Source organism: Amycolatopsis sp. WAC 01375 (assembly GCF_003947325.1).
Lineage (GTDB): Bacteria > Actinomycetota > Actinomycetes > Mycobacteriales > Pseudonocardiaceae > Amycolatopsis.
Genome location: NZ_QHHW01000068.1, coordinates 1 through 15,925, shown reverse-complemented (window position 1 = coordinate 15,925; position 15,925 = coordinate 1). Strand labels below are relative to the sequence as shown.

Below are 15,925 nucleotides of genomic sequence, written 5' to 3'. Positions count from 1 at the left end.
CTGCTGAGCCCATGCGTCCTCGGCGGGAAAGAGTGCCTCGAACGGGACGACCGATCCTCGCAGGTGGCCGCACCGCGCTACGCCGGGGGTCGGCTCCGGGTCATCGCGGCACGCAGGTCCTCGCGCCGGAGCACTCCCGCGGGCCTGCCTTCGTCGTCAACGACGAGGAACTGCCACGCGGCGGTTTCCCGGACCCGCTCGGCGATCTCCTCCCCCGACTCCGAGGAAAGCAGCACCGTGTCGGCGCGGATCGGTTCCGCCGCCATCTCCGCGGGAGCGTGTGGTGACGTCCCGGCCAGTTGCGCGGCGGCCGTCTCGTCGAGCAGCCCGGCCGCGACGCCGTCGGCACGCACCAGGACCACCCCACGGCCCGCCGAAGCGGCCAGCGCGTCCGAGACGGGGCTTTCCGCGGGAAGCTGGAGAACGGGCCGGACGAGTTCGCTCAACCGCACGCCTTCGGGCCAGCCTCGACGTGTTTCGGCAGCGAGTTCGCTTCGTGCGCCGAGGATCACGAACCATGCCGTCACGACGCAGACACCGAGCCGGAGCCAGCGGTCTTCGCTGCCCGCGGCCAGCCCCCACAGCGCCCAGATGACCAGTCCCGCCGCGACGACGCCGCCACCGACGACCGCCGCCCGCGTGCCCTTCTCCCGGTGACCCGTCGCCGCCCAGACCCCGGCGCGGACCAGCCTGCCGCCGTCGAGCGGGAGCCCGGGAAGGAGGTTGAAGATCCCGACGGCGAAGTTCGCGACGGCGCATTCGGCGATGAGCAGCCATGCCGCGCTTTCCGGCGGGACGGCGAACATGAGCAGCGCGCAGAAACCACCGAGCAGCAACGAAACCACCGGACCCGCGGCGGCGACGAGCCCTTCCTGCCGCGGCTGGCGAGGTGTCCTGGCGACCTCGGAGAGTCCGCCGAGCAGGAACAGGCGCAGCCGCCGGACCGGGATGCCGAGGCGCAGCGCGACCAGGCAGTGCCCGAGTTCGTGCGCGAGCACCGAAAGTCCGAGAAGGACCGCGAACGCGGCCGCCAGCAGCCAGGAGGTCAGTGTCGTCGCTCCGGGCAGGAACCGTTCGACCAGCGGCGTGTAGAGCACCACGATGATCAGGGAGCCGATCCACCACGAAGGGGCCAGCAGCACGGGGATCCCGGAGACGCGGAACAGCAGGAGCCCGCCCTCTGGTGCCACGCCTCGTCGAGGCGGGCCCTGCTCACCCGTCACCGCCATGGACGAGAGCGTAGATGCCCAGGTGTGGGGTGCCGGTAACCCGCCCTTCCCGTCCGGGTGGTGTCGGTCATGCCGCTCCGGTGCGTTGCGGTCCCGAAACTGTCGGTGCCCGGCGATACGCTCACCCCATGCCCGACACCGACACGGTCACCGCCGATCCGCCGCCCGGCGCCGAAGTCCCGCGCCGTCGGCCGGCCCTGTCCCCGTCGCGTGCCAGCGACTTCAAACAGTGCCCGCTGCTCTACCGCTTCCGCGCGGTCGACAGACTCCCCGAGATCCCGACCAAGGCCCAGCTCCGCGGCACGCTGGTGCATTCCGTGCTGGAGCGGCTGTTCTCCCTTCCCCAGGCCGATCGCACGCCGCCGCAGGCCAAGGAGCTGCTCGCGCCGGCGTGGGAGGACCTGTCCGCGGAACGTCCGGAGTGGATCGAGCTGTTCGACCAGGAGGATCCCGAGGCCGTCACCTCGTGGCTCTCCTCGGCGGAGCAACTGGTCGACACCTACTTCGGCCTCGAGGATCCGCGTCGGCTGGAGCCCGAAGCGTGCGAGCTGCACGTCGAGATCGAGCTGGGCTCCGGGGTGCTGCTCCGGGGCTACGTCGACAGGCTGGACGTGGCGCCGACCGGCGAGATCCGCGTCGTCGACTACAAGACCGGCGCCGCGCCCCGCGAAATCGGCGAGGCCAAGGCGATGTTCCAGATGAAGTTCTACGCCGTGGTTCTCTGGCGGCTTCGCGGTGTCGTGCCGCGCCAGCTGAAACTGATGTACCTCACCGACGGGCAGTCCCTGGCCTACACGCCCGACGAGGGCGAGCTGATCCGCTTCGAGCGCACGCTGGAAGCGATCTGGCAGGCGATCCTCAAAGCGGGCAAGACCGGCGATTTCCGGCCCAATCCGAGCAAACTGTGCGCGTGGTGCGATCACCAGGCGCTCTGCCCGCAGTACGGCGGCACTCCCCCGCCGTATCCCGGCTGGCCGGAGCCGGACCCCGGTGAAGAGTCCGTTTTGGACCGTGCGGATTAGGCGGTGTCCGGTGAGACCGCGAACGGACTCACCGGACACGGCCTAGGGTGCCTTTGTGACAGAAGCCTTCTACGTGCCGTCAGGCGACGGCGTCTTCCTCCCGACCCCGCACACCGCCGGCCCGTGGACGCCGGACGCACAGCACTTCGGGCCGCCCTCGGCGCTGCTGGTCCGCGCGCTCGAAGAGCTCGACGCGCCGCATGCGAGCCAGCTGGCGCGAGTGACGGTCGAGATCCTCGGTCCCGCGCCGCTCAAAGAGCTTTCGGTGCGAGCTTCGGTGAAGCGACCGGGCCGGTCGGTCGAGTGGCTGGAGGCCGAGCTTTCCCACGGTGAGCGAGTCGTCGCCCGTGCCGCGGCGTGGCGGATCGCGACTTCGGACACCACCGCGGTGGCCACTCCCGAAGGTCCCCCGCTGCCGTCGCCGGACGGCCTGCCCGCGTCGAGCTGGCCGGAAAGCTGGCACGGCGGCTACCTCGACGCCGTCGAATGGCGGCGAATCAGCGGTGCGCTGGACACGCCCGGGCCGGCGACCGTCTGGGGCCGCCAGCGTGTCGCCCTCGTCGACGGGGAAAAGCCGAGCGCGCTGCAGCGGCTGTTCGTCCTGGCGGACTCCGGCAACGGGATCTCGAACTTCCTCGACCCGCGCGAGTGGTGGTTCATCAACTCGGAGCTGACGGTGCACCTACGCCGTCCGCCGCTGGGCGACTGGATCGGCGTCGACGCGGCCACGCTGGTCGGCCCGAACGGGATCGGCACGGCGACGACCACCCTGCACGACGCCTCCGGCCCGATCGCTTCGGGGGCCCAGGCGTTGTTGGTGCGGCCGCGACAGGCGGGCTGATAGACGCGCTTTCCGAGCCCGTTTCCAATAGCCTTCCCGGAACAACAGACGCAGGGAGCGCTTCGGCATGCAGATCACCTCGGTGGTCAACCAGAAAGGCGGGGTCGGCAAGACCTCACTCAGCGTGGGCGCGGCGGCCGCACTGGCCGAACGCGGCCGCCGGGTGCTGCTGATCGACCTCGACCCACAGGGCCACGCGACCACCGAACTCCTCGGGCTGGACGAGGTGGCTCCGAACATGCCCAGCCTGGCGAAAGCCCTGACCAAGGTGTGGAAGGGCCCGATCGAGGAGCTCGCCGTACGGCATCCGCGCAGCAACCTCGGGCGGGGCGGGGCGTTCGACGTCATCCCGACGTCGCCGGGCATGTTCGACCTGATCCGGCGGCTGGACCAGTTCCGCGTCCCCGGCTGGCAGCTGGCCAGGGTCATCCAGTTCGCGAACTACGACCACGTCATCATCGACTGCCCGCCCGCGCTCGACGTGCTGACCAACAACGCGCTGGCCGCTTCGCACGGGATCCTCGTGCCGGTGCAGCCGGACCGGACGAGCATTCGCGCGCTGCGCCTGCTTTCGGACCAGGTGCGTTACGTCGAACAGACCGTCGGCCGTCCGCCGATCGCCTACTACGGCCTCGTGCCGGGCCTGTACCGCCGCCCGATCTCGCACTACGCGGCGGCGGCGTTGCAGGAGCTGTACACGTTCGGGATCCCGATGCTGTCGCACGTGCCGCTCGGCGTCGTGATGAACGAGGCTGCGGCGCACGGTGTGCCCGTGACGACGTACGCGCCGGAAACCTTGCAGGCGCTGTCGTTCCGGGAGATCGCGGAGACGCTGGACGGCTACCTGCGGAACAATCCGGCCGCGACGATCGTGCCCGCGGACGAGGACTTCGTCTTCGAGGATTTCATCACCGAGGTGTCGGTGACCCGCAGCGCGAAAGACAACGGGACGCGCAAGAAGCTCTACGACCTCATGCCCAAGAAGCCGAACCGGCCCCGCTGACCAACGCCATGAAAGGTCCTTTCCTTGCAAAATTCGCAAGGAAAGGACCTTTCATGGCGTCTGCGACCGGGGGTCAGAGGCGGCAGGCCCGGATGTCCGAAGCCAGCACGGCCTTGGCGCCGGTTTCGGCGAGTTCGTCCATGATCCGGTTGACCTCCTTGCGCGGCACCATCGCCCGCACGGCCACCCAGTCTTCGTCCGCCAGCGGCGCGACGGTCGGCGACTCGAGACCCGGCGTGATCGCGATGGCCGCGTCGAGCAGCGGACGCGGGCAGTCGTAGTCCAGCATCATGTAATGCTGGGCGAAGACGACACCCTGCAACCGCGCCTTCAGCTGGTCCTTGGGCCGGGTGTGCTCGGTGCCCGCGCGCTGCAGCAGCACCGCCTCCGACACGCAGATCGGGTCCCCGAAGGCGACGAGGTTGTGCTGGCGCAACGAACGTCCGGACTCGACGACGTCCGCGATGGCGTCGGCCACGCCGAGCTGGATCGAGATCTCGACGGCGCCGTCGAGGCGGATGACCTCCGCCTCGACCCCGTGCTGCTTCAGGTTCTCGCGGACGAGCCGCGGGTACGACGTCGCGAGCCGCTTGCCCTGCAGGTCCTCGGCCTTCCAGTCCCGGCCCGCGGGTGCGGCGTACCGGAAAGTGGAACCGCCGAAGCCGAGGCCGAGGATCTCCTCGACCGGGGCACCGGAGTCGAGCGCGAGGTCGCGGCCGGTGATGCCGAGATCCAGCTCGCCGGATCCGACGTAGATCGCGATGTCCTTGGGGCGCAAGAAGAAGAACTCGACCTCGTTGACCGTGTCCAGCACGGTCAGGTCGCGGGCCTCATGTCGCTTGCGGTAGCCGGCCTCTCCGAGCATCTCCGACGCGGCGGCGGCGAGGGCTCCCTTGTTCGGCACGGCGACACGCAGCATTGTCTCTCCTTGGTTCTCCGGACGCGAATGCGTCACAGGTACCGGTACACGTCCTCTGTCGACAGTCCTCGGCCGAGCATGAGCACCTGTACGCGGTACAGCAGCTGTGAAATCTCCTCAGCGAGCCTGTCGTCGGATTCGTGCTCGGCGGCGATCCACACTTCGCCCGCCTCTTCGAGCACCTTCTTGCCCTGGGCGTGCACTCCCGCGTCCAGCGCGGCGACGGTGCCGGAACCGTCGGGGCGCGTACGGGCGCGCTCGGCAAGCTCGGCGAACAGCTCATCGAAGGTCTTCACAGTCTGGAGATCCTTCCATCCGCGCCCGCGTCGCGCTGCCCCGGGCCGGTGTGGTGCCGGTCGCGTCACACTTCGGTATTGGTGAACCCGCGTCCGCGATCGACGTCGGCAGAGCGCGACCTGGTAGAAACCCGTCCTACGGGCGCTCACGGCGCCCTGCCACCGCGATAGCGGGGCCTTCGGCCGGGCGGGTTCCGCGTTATGCGCGGTGCACGAGGCCCTCCGCAGCTCCGCCAACAGGCTCTCAGAACAGCACCGAGCCGCCGCGTTCGAAGTCGAGCAGGTGCCGCTTCCGTTCGACACCGCCGCCATAACCGGTGAGATCGCCGTTGGAGCCGATCACGCGGTGACACGGCACGATGATGCTGATCGGGTTCTTCCCGTTCGCGAGCCCGACCGCGCGCGACGCGGTTGGCCTGCCGAGCCGGTCGGCGAGCTGACCGTAGGAGACCGTCTCGCCATACGGGATCCCGAGCAGCCCTTCCCAGACCATCCGCTGGAACGCGGTGCCGCCGAAGCTCAGCGGGAGATCGAAGTCCTTCCGCTGGCCGGCGAAGTACTCCTTCAGCTGCTTCTCGGTGTCGACGAAGATCGACGAGCCCGGATCTGGATGGCCGAAGCTCTCCTCGACCGGACGGTGCCGCTGCTGGACCATGTACAGGCCGCAGAGGCTTTCGCCGTCCGCGACCAGGGTCAGCTTGTCGTACGGGCTGTCGATGACGGTGTGCGTGCGCATGGCGCTCCTCGAACTCAGGCGGCGGGTAGCCGGTTGATCGGGTGATCTCCGGTCGCCCAGAGGTGCTGAACGGCGTAGGCGCGCCACGGGCGCCAGTGTTCGGCGTGCGCGGCGAACGCGGCCGGGCCGAGCCCGAGCCCCTTCGCGGCGATCTTGACGCCGAGGTCGGTCGGGAGGAAGGCGTCCGGGTCGCCGAGCGAACGCATCGCGATGCTCTCGACGGTCCACGGGCCGAAGCCGGGCAGCGCGTGCAGCCTCTCCCGGGCCTGCTGCCAGTCACTTCCCGCGCTGAGGTCGAGTCCGCCGTCGTTCAGTTCGGCGATGAGGCCGAGCAGGGTCCGCTTGCGGCTCTGCGGCATCGCGAGGCTTTCCGGGTCGATCTCCGCGAGCGCGGCGGCGTCCGGGAACACGTGGGTGAGGCCACCGTCCGGATCGTCGACGGGTTCGCCGTGCGCGAGGACCAGCCGGGCGGCGTGGGTGCGGGCGGCGGCGGTGGACACCTGCTGACCCAGCACGGCCCGGACGGCGAATTCGTCGCCGTCGACCGTCCTCGGCACCCGCCTGCCGGGTGCGGCGGCCACGAGCGGCCCGAGTAGCCGGTCGGCGGCCAGCGCGTCGTCGACCGCGACCGGGTCGGCGTCGAGATCGAGCAGGCGGCGGCAGCGGCTGATCGCGGTCGAGAGGTCACGCAGGTCCGACAGCGTGAGACGGCAGCCGATGTAGCCGTCCTCCGGTTTGAGGGCGACGACGGCAGGGCCGTGCGGGAGCCGCAGCGTCCGGCGATACGCGCCGTCGCGCCATTCCTCGACGCCGGGGACACCGGTCGCGACCAAATGGCCGAAGAGGTTGTCCGGGAACAGCGGCTTCCGATACGGCAGGCGCAGGTTCAGCGTCCCGGGCGCGGTCGACGGCTCGGTGCGGCCCCGGGCCCGCAGTTCGGTCGGAGACAACGCGAAGACCTCGCGGACGGTGTCGTTGAACGTGCGGACGCTGCCGAACCCCGCCGCGAGGGCGACGTCGATCATCGACAGGCCGGTCGTCTCGATCAGCAACCGCGCCGTCTGCGCCCGTTGCGCACGGGCGAGGCCGAGCGGACCCGCGCCCAGTTCGGCACGCACATGCCGCTCCACCTGCCGGACGCTGTAGCCGAGCCGCGCGGCCAGGCCGCTGACCCCGTCGGTGTCGACGACGCCGTCGGCGATCAGCCGCATCGCCCTGGCCACCAGATCCGCGCGCTCGTTCCACCGCGGTGAACCGGGGCTGGCGTCCGGACGGCACCGTTTGCAGGCGCGGAATCCGGCCTCCTGCGCGGCGGCCGCGCTCGGATAGAACGTCATGTTCTCCGGTTTGGGCGGGACGACCGGGCAGCTCGCCCGGCAGTAGATCCGCGTCGTCAGGACGGCGGTGAAGAACCAGCCGTCGAACCGGGCGTCCTTCGCCTGGACCGCGCGGACACAGCGCTCGAAATCCTCATGCACCCGGTCAGCATCACCGACCGCACGGGCCGCGGTCTAGCGGAAATGCGACATGGCGGTCAGGGCAGGAGCGCGGTCAGCGCGGGCACGTCGAGACCGACCAGCGAGGAACGGAACACGCGCCGCTCTCCCGGTTCGACGTCGACGTCGTTCGGGATCACCACCACCGTGCAGCCCGCCGCGGCCGCGGAAGCCGCGCCCGGCGGGGAATCCTCGATCGCGACGCACCGGGAAGCCGGTACTCCCAGCAATTCCGTGGCCAGCTGATATGGCCTGGCGTCCGGCTTGTTCAGACCATCGACTTCGTCACCGCAGACGGTGGCGGCGAAGTACTCGCGGCCGATGGTGTTGAGGGCGAGTTCGGTCAGCGACCGTTCGGTGGAGGTGACCAGCGCCATCGGGACGCCGTTGACCCGCAACAGTTCGAGCAGCTCCTGCGCGCCGGGGCGCCACGGAAGCGGGCCGTCGAAGAGATTGGCCGTGCGCGCGCGGATCCACTCCCCCATCTCCGCGATCGACTCCGAGGTGACGGGCTTGGCGCACACTTCGAGCAGGAACGCGGCCGTGTCGTCCATATTGGATCCGACGAGACTCAGGCGCTGTTCCTCGGTCAGTGTGCCGCCGAGGGTTTCGACGGCCTCGTAGAGCGCGACGTCCCACAGCTTCTCCGAGTCGACCAGCGTGCCATCCATATCCCACAGCACGGCGGCGAGTCCGTCCGGTGTGGACGGTTCGGTCACGGCTCCCCCTCACGATCGGATAGACCTTCCGGGACCCACCGTAGCCGAGACGGATTCACGTCGGCGCCGCGGTTGTTGCCCGAAATGTCGTATTGCGTCGGCTCCGCGCGTTTCGTCGCGACGAAACGCCATCGGACATGCCCAACGGCGCACGGCCGCCTGGTCGTAGGCTGGTCCGGTGAGTGAGCCCGTCGACGAGACCCAGCGGCCCGGCCGCGACCAACCGGATGACACAAAGCCGATCATGATCGTCGCCTTCGAAGGATGGAACGACGCAGGTGACGCGGCCAGCCGGGCGGTCGAGCATCTCCAGCTCAACTGGGATGCGACCCCGCTGAGTGAGCTGAGTCCTGACGAGTACTACGACTTCCAGGTCAGCAGACCGACCGTACGCATGGTGGACGGCGTCACCCGGAGGGTCGACTGGCCGACCACGCGGCTCTCGGTGTGCCGCCCGGAGGGCATCAGCAGGGACATCGTGCTGGTCCAGGGGCCCGAACCGAATATGCGCTGGCGTGCCTTTTGCGCCGAACTGCTGGAGTACATCCAGCAACTCGACGTCGCCACCGTCGTCACCCTCGGCGCGCTTCTGGCCGACACCGCGCACACCCGGCCCGTCCCGGTCACCGGGACGGCGTACGACAAGGACACCGCTTCGCAGTTCGGCCTGGAGCTGAACAACTACCAGGGGCCGACCGGCATCGTCGGTGTCCTGCAGGACTACTGCGTGCAGGCGGGCGTTCCGGCGGTGTCGATCTGGGCGGCCGTGCCGCACTATGTCTCGCACCCGCCGTCGCCCAAGGCCACCCTCGCGCTGCTGCACAAACTCGAGGACGTCCTCGACGTCGAGATCCCGCTCGGCGCGCTTCCCGAGCAGGCCGAGGAGTGGCAGCGGACGGTCACCGAGATGGCCGAAGAGGACGAAGAGATCAGCGAGTACGTCCGGGGGCTCGAGGAGCGCGGTGACGCGGAGACCGAGTTCACGCTGGACGACGTGAGCGGGGACAAGATCGCGGCCGAGTTCGAGCGGTACCTGCGGCGGCGGCGCCCGGGTCAGGACGGTCCCGGACGGGGCTGAGCCCGCGGCACTTCTCAAGCGCTATGAAAGGCCCCTTCATTGCAAATTTTGCAATGAAGGGGCCTTTCATGTCATCCGGGTGGCCGCTCAGAAGATGCGCCGCAGCGGGATCGGACCCCGCGACCGCTTCCGCCATTCCCGCGGATAGCCGAGCGAGACCTCTTCGAACCGCACGCCGTCCGCCTCGGTGGAGCGCGGGATGTGCAGGTGCCCGTAGACGGCGACCTCCGCCCGGAAGCGCAGGTGCCAGTCCTCGGTCTCGGTCGTCCCGCACCACAGCGCGAACTCCGGGAAGTACAGCGGCTCGGTCGGGTGGCGGTGCAGCGGCCAGTGCGACATGAGGATCGTCCCGTGGTCCTCGGGGATCGCCTCCAGCCGTTCCGTGCTGATCTTCACCCGGTCGGCGCACCAGGCCTGCCTGCTGGGATACGGGTCGGGGTGCAGGAAGAACTCGTCCGTGCACAGCACGCCGGCCTCGCGCGCTTGCTCGATGGCGGCCAGCATCGGCAGCCCGTCGGCCGCGGGAGTCCGCCAGCTGTAGTCGTACAGCACGAACAGCGGGGCGATCGTCAGCGGCTTGTCCTGGTGCTCCCACACCGGGTACGGATCCTCCGGGGTGAGGACGTCGATCTCGCGGCAGCGTTCGACCAGATGCTCGTAGCGCGCCTGGCCGCGCAGCTGACATTCATCCTTCTGGGTGGTCCATAGCTCGTGGTTGCCGGGGACCCAGACGACCTTCGCGAAACGTTCACGCAGGGTCTTGAGCACCCCGATCACCGATTCGACGCGTTCGGCGACGTCACCGACCACGAGCAGCCAATCGTCCGGGGTTCGGGGGACGACCTCGTCGACGAGCGGGGCGTTGCCCTCATGGGTGACGTGGAGGTCGCTGGTGGCGAAGAGATGCGGCACTCCACCACCGTAGCTTCACCCGGACCGGGGAATCGCCGAAACCGCGTCACGACGTGGCCTGCCCGACGCCGACACGCCCAGAACGACCAACGCCGAGACGGTGTGCAGACCCGCCTGGACGTTCAGCAGCACTCCGGTGCCCAGCACGTTCACCAGCGCGCCCGTCAGCAGCGCGCCCAGCGCCGTGAACCCCGCCGTGCCGGCGAAGACGGTGCTCAGCACGCGGCCGGACCGTTCGGGGGACGCGGTCGTCTGGACCAGCGAGAGCAGCCCGGAACCGGCGAGCACTCCGGGGGCGCCGACCAGGCCGAAGAGCCCGATGAAGACACCCAGCGACGCGGTCAGTGCCGGCAGGTTCCAGATCACCGCCGACAGCAGTCCGAGCGCCAGTCCGCCCCAGCCGAGCAGGGCGGCGGGCGCGACCTTGCGGGCGACGGTGGCGACGGCGAACCCCGCGACCAGCCCGCCTAGCGCCTGCACACCGCGAAGCAGGCCGACGTCGCCTTCGGTGCCGTCGAGGATGTCGAGCACGAAGACCACGAACAGGACCAGGAACATCCCTTGCGCCAGGGACGTCAGCACCACGACCACCCCGGCGAGGCGAAGGCGTCCTTCGCGACCGATCTCGCGAAGCCCGTCAATCCAGGCTCGCAACACCGGTTCGTGCGGTCCTGCCGGTTTGGGCGCGGCGACGCGCGGAAATGGGCGCGCCAGCAGCGCCGAACCGATCACCAGCACGCCGAGATAGGCCACCACGACCCAGCCCAGGCCGCCGAATCCGAGCAGAAGCCCGCCCGCCCAGCCGCCGGCGAGCCGCGCGACGCTTCCGTTGATGCTCATGAGGCCGTTGGCGCCGATCAGTTCCTCGGGGGCGACCAGTTCGGGCACGAGCGCGTTGCGGGCGGGCTCGAACAACGAAGCCAGCCCCGCTTGCGCGGCCATGACCGCGTAGATCACGTACACCGGGCCGCCGGACGCGACGAACAGCAACGGCAGCGCCACGAACGCCTGGCCCGCGCACACCACGCACAGCACCAGCCGCCGGTTCCAGCGGTCCGCGATCACGCCGGCGACCGGGCTGAGCAGCACCGCGGGCACCAGGCCGAGGACGATGCTCAACGCCGTGGTGGCCGCCGAACCCGTCGCCTGGAAGACGAACACCGGCAACGCGATCTGCAGCATCCACTCGGCGGTCTCGGAGAAGAAGGCGGCGATCCACAACCGCGCGAAGGCGGGTTCCCTCAACGGTTTCATCTGCTCGGCTTCCCCTCGGCGTCGATGCGAAGGAACGCCCGCAGTCCCAAGTGGACCGGCAGGGCCTCCGCGGGAGTGTCTTCGCGGATCGCGCCGACGTAGGGCCGCACGAGTGCGTCGATCCCCCGCACCAGCTCGTCCAGTTCCGCCGCGGTCACCCGCAGCGAGTAGTTGTTGATCCCGGACGCGTCCCGCCACTCCTTGTCGAGCCGGTCTGCGGCGTCGAGATAGCGCTCGGTCAGCTCCTTCTCCCGCGCGAGGGTGGTGCCCACGACCGCCAGTTGCGCGCCGTGCAGCTCCGGGTCGTCGCCGAACTCGATGCCGACCTGGCACGCCCGCCAGGGCCGCTCACGGCCGTCCTCCCCCTCGACGCGTTCCACTAGGCCGTGCTGAGCGAGCTGACGGAGATGCCAGCTGCAGTTGGAGGCGGTCGAGCCGACGGCCGCCGCGCATTCGCTCGCGGTCCGCGGGCCGACCGCCATGAGGTGATCCACCAGCGCCGAACGCAGCGGATGCGCCAGCGCCCGCATCAGCTCGACGTCTTCGATCCGCTTGCGCGGCGGCAACCCGGTCATCACCCGATCCAATCTGAAAGGATTCTTTCGAAAGTTCTCTTTCAGACTCACAGGCGGCCGACGGGATGTCAAGCGAACCCTCGGATACCCTTGCCGAGACAGTTGCTGCACGCAGCAGTAACTGCACAGGTCAACTACTGCCTCAGGGAAGCACATGCCCGACCAGCGAGAACTCGCCACTGCGGCGGCTTTGGAGATCCCCCGGTTCGTCAGCGCGACCGTCCTGTTCCAGGCGGCCATGGCGGAGCGGCTCGAGATCAGCGCCACCGAGCTGCACGGCCTCCAGCTGGTCATCAGCGGCGCCGCGACCTCGCCGACCGAGCTGGCGCGAGCCCTCGGCATGACCACCGGCGCGGTGACCCGGATGCTCGACCGGATGGAGGCGCAGCGGCTGGTCGAGCGCGTCCCCGATCCCGCGGACCGCCGCCGGATCGCGATCCGTCCGCTGCCCGACCGGCTCGACGAAGTCGCCGGCCTCTACTCCCCCATGGCCCGGTTCTTCGGCGACCGCCTCGGCAGGCTCGACCGGCGTCAGCTCGCCGCACTCCTCGGCGTCATGACCGACGGGCGCGCGTTCGCCGAACAAGAGGCCACGCGACTGCGATCCGGCTCCCCCGAAAGAGGGGTTGACTAACGCTACATCGGTTGCGTTAGACTGCTCGCATCATGGACAACTGACATCGCACCTTCCCCGCTCCGAGGCGGCTTCGGTCGAGCACCGCTCCCGTAAGCCACGAGGCCCGGCAGGGATCCCTCATGTCCGCAGAAGCACGGTGATGTCGTATGTCTCTTTCCCTGATCGCCAAAGACCTCGTCCACTCCTACGGTGCCCGCGTCGTGCTCGACGGCGTGAACCTGACGGCTTCGGCCGGACAGCGGCTCGGACTGGTCGGAGAGAACGGCGTCGGCAAGTCCACGCTCCTGCGCTTGCTGGCCGGGGTCGAAGAGCCCGACGCCGGCGAGGTGCTGCGAGGCGACGACCTCGGATTCCTCTTGCAGGAGCTGCCTTTCGCGTTGACCGCGCGGTTCTCCGACGTCATCGACGACGCGCTCGCCGAAATCCGGCAAGCGTCGGCGAGGCTCGACGAACTGACCGAAGCGCTCGCTCGGCATCCGGACGACACCGCTGTGCTCGACGAGTACGGCACCGTCCTGGAATGGTCCCAAGCGCACGACCTCTGGGACGCCGACCGGCGGGCCGAGATCGTCTGCGCGGGTCTGGGGCTCGCCGGGATCGACCCGGCGCGCGAACTGGGCACCCTGTCGGGCGGGCAACGGTCGCGGCTCGGCCTCGCGGCGTTGCTGATCCGGCGGCCGGGCACGCTCATCCTGGACGAGCCGACGAACCACCTCGACGACGCCGCGATGGAGTTCCTGGAACAGCATCTCGCGTCGCTGACGGGTGTCCTCGTGCTGTCGTCGCACGATCGCGTGTTCCTCGACGCGGTGTGCACCGACATCGTCGACCTCGACCCCGCACTGGGCGGCCCGACCCGGTACGGCGGCACCTATTCCGACTACCTGGAGCAGAAACGGGCCGAACGGGCGCGCTGGGAGCAGCGCTACGCCGAAGAGCAGGACGAACTCAAGGAACTGCGCGAATCGGTGGCCGTCACCGCGCGCGCCGTGGCGCACAACCGGCCGCAGCGCGACAACGCCAAGATGCTCTACGACTTCAAGACCGGGAGGGTGCAGAAGCAGATCTCACGCCGGGTCCGCAACGCCCAGTTGCGGCTGGACGAACTGGAACGCGACCAGGTGCGGAAGCCGCCCGCGCCGCTGCGGTTCCAGGGCGGCCTGACCGGCGAACCCGGCGAGGACAAGACGGCCATCTCGGTGCGGGACATCGAGATCGCCGGACGGCTGCGGCTGGCGACCCTGGACGTCACGACGACGTCGCGGCTACTGATCACCGGCGGGAACGGCGCCGGGAAGTCGACCCTGCTGTCCGTCCTCGCGGGCTCGCTGACGCCGGACTCCGGGACCGTCCTTTCCGGACGCGGGGTGCGGATCGGCCTGCTGGCGCAGGATGTCTCGTTCGCCGAGCCGGAGAAGAGCGCACAGCGGACCTACGCCGAAGCCCTCGGCGAAGACGCTCCCCCGTTGCGCGGCCTCGGCCTGCTGGCCCCGCGCGATCTCGGGACCCGGGTGGGCGCGCTGTCGGTCGGGCAGCGGCGACGGCTCGCGCTGGCGTTGCTGATCGCCGATCCGCCGGAGGTCCTCCTGCTGGACGAGCCGACCAACCACATCTCGCTCACCTTGGCCGAGGAACTGTTCGCCGCGCTCGATTCCGCGCCGGGTGCCGTCGTCATCGCGTCACATGATCGGTGGCTGCGGCGGGATTGGGCCGGTGACCACCTCCAGCTGGAGGCCGGCCGCGTCGCCGTGTAGGGCGTTATACACACTGCTGGGGCGGGAACCTTCCCCGCCCCAGCAGTGTCTTCACAGCTCGATGCCGAGCAGCGCGTCGACGGCGTTCCGGATCAGGCCGGGGGCCGCCGGGTCGGTGCCGGAACGGTTCAGTGCCTCCTCCGCCCATGCGTCGACGGCCGCGAGCGCCTTGGGCGTGTCGAGGTCGTCGGTGAGGTGGTCACGCAGCCGCGCGACGGTGTCCTCCGCCGACGGACCCGTGCCGATGGAGACGGCTTCGCGCCAGCGCGCGAGGCGCGCTTCGGCGTCCGTGCGCAACTGCTCCGTCCACGGCCGGTCCTCGCGGTAGTGACCGGCGAACAGCGCGAGCCGGATCACGCCGGGGTCGACCTTGTCGGCACGCAGCCGCGAGACGAACACGAGGTTCCCGCGCGACTTCGACATCTTCTCGCCGTCGAGGCCGATCATCCCGGCGTGCACGTAATGCCGCGCGAACGGCCGGTCCCCCGCGACTGCCTCCGCGTGCGCGGCGCTGTACTCGTGATGGGGGAAGATCAGGTCAGAGCCGCCGCCCTGGACGTCGAAGCCGAGGCCGAGCCGGTTCACCGCGATCGCGCTGCACTCGATGTGCCAGCCGGGCCGCCCCGCGCCCAGTTCGGACTCCCACGACGGCTCGCCCGGCCGCGCCATCCGCCACAGCAACGCGTCGAGCGGATGCTGCTTGCCGGGGCGGTCCGGGTCGCCGCCGCGTTCGGCGAAGAACTTCGCCATGGTCTCGGCGTCGTAGTTCGACTCGGACCCGAAGTGCCCGGTCGCGTTGTGGGCGAAGTAGATGTCCGGGTACTCCGCGTCGTCGGCACGGTAGGCGCTGCCGTTCGACAGCAGCTTGGCGATGACCTCGACGATCTCAGGGATGCTCTCGACGGCCCCGACGAACTGCCGCGGCGGCAGCACCCGCAACGCGGTCATGTCCTCGCGGAACAGCGCGGTCTCGCGCATGCCGAGGACGACCCAGTCGTCCTTGTCCCGCTCCGCTCGCTCCAACAGGGGTTCGTCGATGTCCGTCACGTTCTGCACGTAGTGGACGTCGTGCCCGGCGTCCCGCCACAGGCGGTTCACCAGGTCGAATGTCAGATACGTGGCGGCGTGCCCCAGATGGGTCGCGTCGTACGGCGTGATGCCGCAGACGTACATCCGGGCGGTCGACCCGGGCGCCGTGGGGCGGATCTGCCCCGTCGCCGTGTCGTGGAGCCGCAGCGGACGGGGGGTGCCGGGGATACGGGGCACGTCGACCGATGACCAAGTCTGCATACCCCGACTGTAAGCGGAGCCGCCACGCCGTTCCCGTCCGGTGGGAGCCGGACACGGCCGGAGTAACGGAATCCGCTGGTCCGGCTCGCGCCGCAGGAAGCCGAACTGGACCGGTTCGGTCGCCTACGGCCGAGTTCGCGGCAGGTCCAGGTGGTCGTGAGTGG

General features: G+C 69.8%; 16 protein-coding genes. 6 read left to right on the top strand and 10 right to left on the bottom strand.

The window, feature by feature from the left end; genetic code table 11:
* Positions 1-77: 77 nt before the first annotated feature.
* Positions 78-1,229 carry a M50 family metallopeptidase gene (locus tag DL991_RS42390; RefSeq protein WP_125789992.1) on the bottom strand — a complete coding sequence of 384 codons (1,152 nt, stop codon included), beginning with the start codon at positions 1,227-1,229 and terminating at the stop codon, positions 78-80.
* 128 nt (positions 1,230-1,357) lie between these two features.
* Here DL991_RS42390 and DL991_RS42385 point away from each other — a divergent pair, with 128 nt between their 5' ends.
* The 3 genes from DL991_RS42385 to DL991_RS42375 all read left to right on the top strand — a co-directional run bounded on the left by DL991_RS42385 (position 1,358) and on the right by DL991_RS42375 (position 4,095).
* Entirely contained in the window at positions 1,358-2,251 is an 894-nt protein-coding gene (locus DL991_RS42385) for a RecB family exonuclease (RefSeq protein ID WP_007035382.1), read from the top strand.
* A 55-nt stretch (positions 2,252-2,306) separates the two neighbouring features.
* Complete coding sequence (locus DL991_RS42380) at positions 2,307-3,092, top strand: thioesterase family protein (protein ID WP_125789991.1); 786 nt, start codon at positions 2,307-2,309, stop codon at positions 3,090-3,092.
* A gap of 67 nt (positions 3,093-3,159) precedes the next feature.
* Positions 3,160-4,095, top strand: coding sequence for a ParA family protein (locus DL991_RS42375; RefSeq protein WP_125789990.1), 936 nt, complete (start codon positions 3,160-3,162; stop codon positions 4,093-4,095).
* Between the two features lie 73 nt (positions 4,096-4,168).
* Here DL991_RS42375 and hisG read toward each other — a convergent pair whose 3' ends face one another.
* The 5 genes from hisG to DL991_RS42350 form a co-directional block, all read right to left on the bottom strand.
* Positions 4,169-5,014: an ATP phosphoribosyltransferase gene (gene hisG / locus DL991_RS42370; RefSeq protein WP_125789989.1), complete on the bottom strand. Its 846-nt coding sequence runs from the start codon at positions 5,012-5,014 to the stop codon at positions 4,169-4,171.
* A gap of 32 nt (positions 5,015-5,046) precedes the next feature.
* Positions 5,047-5,310 (bottom strand): phosphoribosyl-ATP diphosphatase, encoded by a 264-nt coding sequence (locus DL991_RS42365; RefSeq protein WP_007035378.1) that lies wholly within the window; start codon positions 5,308-5,310, stop codon positions 5,047-5,049.
* Between the two features lie 244 nt (positions 5,311-5,554).
* Positions 5,555-6,046: a methylated-DNA--[protein]-cysteine S-methyltransferase gene (locus tag DL991_RS42360; protein WP_125789988.1), complete on the bottom strand. Its 492-nt coding sequence runs from the start codon at positions 6,044-6,046 to the stop codon at positions 5,555-5,557.
* Between the two features lie 14 nt (positions 6,047-6,060).
* Entirely contained in the window at positions 6,061-7,524 is a 1,464-nt protein-coding gene (locus DL991_RS42355) for a DNA-3-methyladenine glycosylase 2 family protein (protein ID WP_125789987.1), read from the bottom strand.
* 56 nt (positions 7,525-7,580) lie between these two features.
* Positions 7,581-8,261 carry an HAD family phosphatase gene (locus DL991_RS42350; RefSeq protein ID WP_125789986.1) on the bottom strand — a complete coding sequence of 227 codons (681 nt, stop codon included), beginning with the start codon at positions 8,259-8,261 and terminating at the stop codon, positions 7,581-7,583.
* 178 nt (positions 8,262-8,439) lie between these two features.
* On the opposite strand from DL991_RS42350, the gene DL991_RS42345 reads away from it, so the two are divergent.
* Positions 8,440-9,339, top strand: a complete 900-nt coding sequence (locus DL991_RS42345; protein ID WP_125789985.1) for a PAC2 family protein — start codon at positions 8,440-8,442, stop codon at positions 9,337-9,339.
* An 87-nt stretch (positions 9,340-9,426) separates the two neighbouring features.
* Here the strand turns inward: DL991_RS42345 and DL991_RS42340 are convergent, their stop codons facing one another.
* The 3 genes from DL991_RS42340 to DL991_RS42330 are packed head-to-tail and all read right to left on the bottom strand — an operon-like array spanning position 9,427 to position 12,080.
* On the bottom strand, positions 9,427-10,251 hold the full coding sequence (locus DL991_RS42340) for a metallophosphoesterase (RefSeq protein WP_125789984.1): 825 nt from the start codon (positions 10,249-10,251) through the stop codon (positions 9,427-9,429).
* A 15-nt stretch (positions 10,252-10,266) separates the two neighbouring features.
* Positions 10,267-11,505 carry an MFS transporter gene (locus DL991_RS42335; protein ID WP_125789983.1) on the bottom strand — a complete coding sequence of 413 codons (1,239 nt, stop codon included), beginning with the start codon at positions 11,503-11,505 and terminating at the stop codon, positions 10,267-10,269.
* Positions 11,502-12,080, bottom strand: a complete 579-nt coding sequence (locus DL991_RS42330) for a helix-turn-helix transcriptional regulator (protein ID WP_125789982.1) — start codon at positions 12,078-12,080, stop codon at positions 11,502-11,504. Before DL991_RS42330 ends, DL991_RS42335 begins: the two co-directional genes overlap by 4 nt.
* Before the next feature lie 154 nt (positions 12,081-12,234).
* Between DL991_RS42330 and DL991_RS42325 the strand changes: the two genes are divergently transcribed.
* The gene (locus DL991_RS42325; RefSeq protein WP_125789981.1) at positions 12,235-12,714 is read left to right on the top strand and encodes a MarR family winged helix-turn-helix transcriptional regulator; all 480 of its coding nucleotides are present in this window, start codon (positions 12,235-12,237) and stop codon (positions 12,712-12,714) included.
* 149 nt (positions 12,715-12,863) lie between these two features.
* Positions 12,864-14,471, top strand: a complete 1,608-nt coding sequence (locus tag DL991_RS42320; protein WP_125789980.1) for an ABC-F family ATP-binding cassette domain-containing protein — start codon at positions 12,864-12,866, stop codon at positions 14,469-14,471.
* 51 nt (positions 14,472-14,522) lie between these two features.
* Here DL991_RS42320 and mshC read toward each other — a convergent pair whose 3' ends face one another.
* Positions 14,523-15,761 carry a cysteine--1-D-myo-inosityl 2-amino-2-deoxy-alpha-D-glucopyranoside ligase gene (mshC, locus tag DL991_RS42315; RefSeq protein WP_125789979.1) on the bottom strand — a complete coding sequence of 413 codons (1,239 nt, stop codon included), beginning with the start codon at positions 15,759-15,761 and terminating at the stop codon, positions 14,523-14,525.
* Positions 15,762-15,925: the final 164 nt, after the last annotated feature.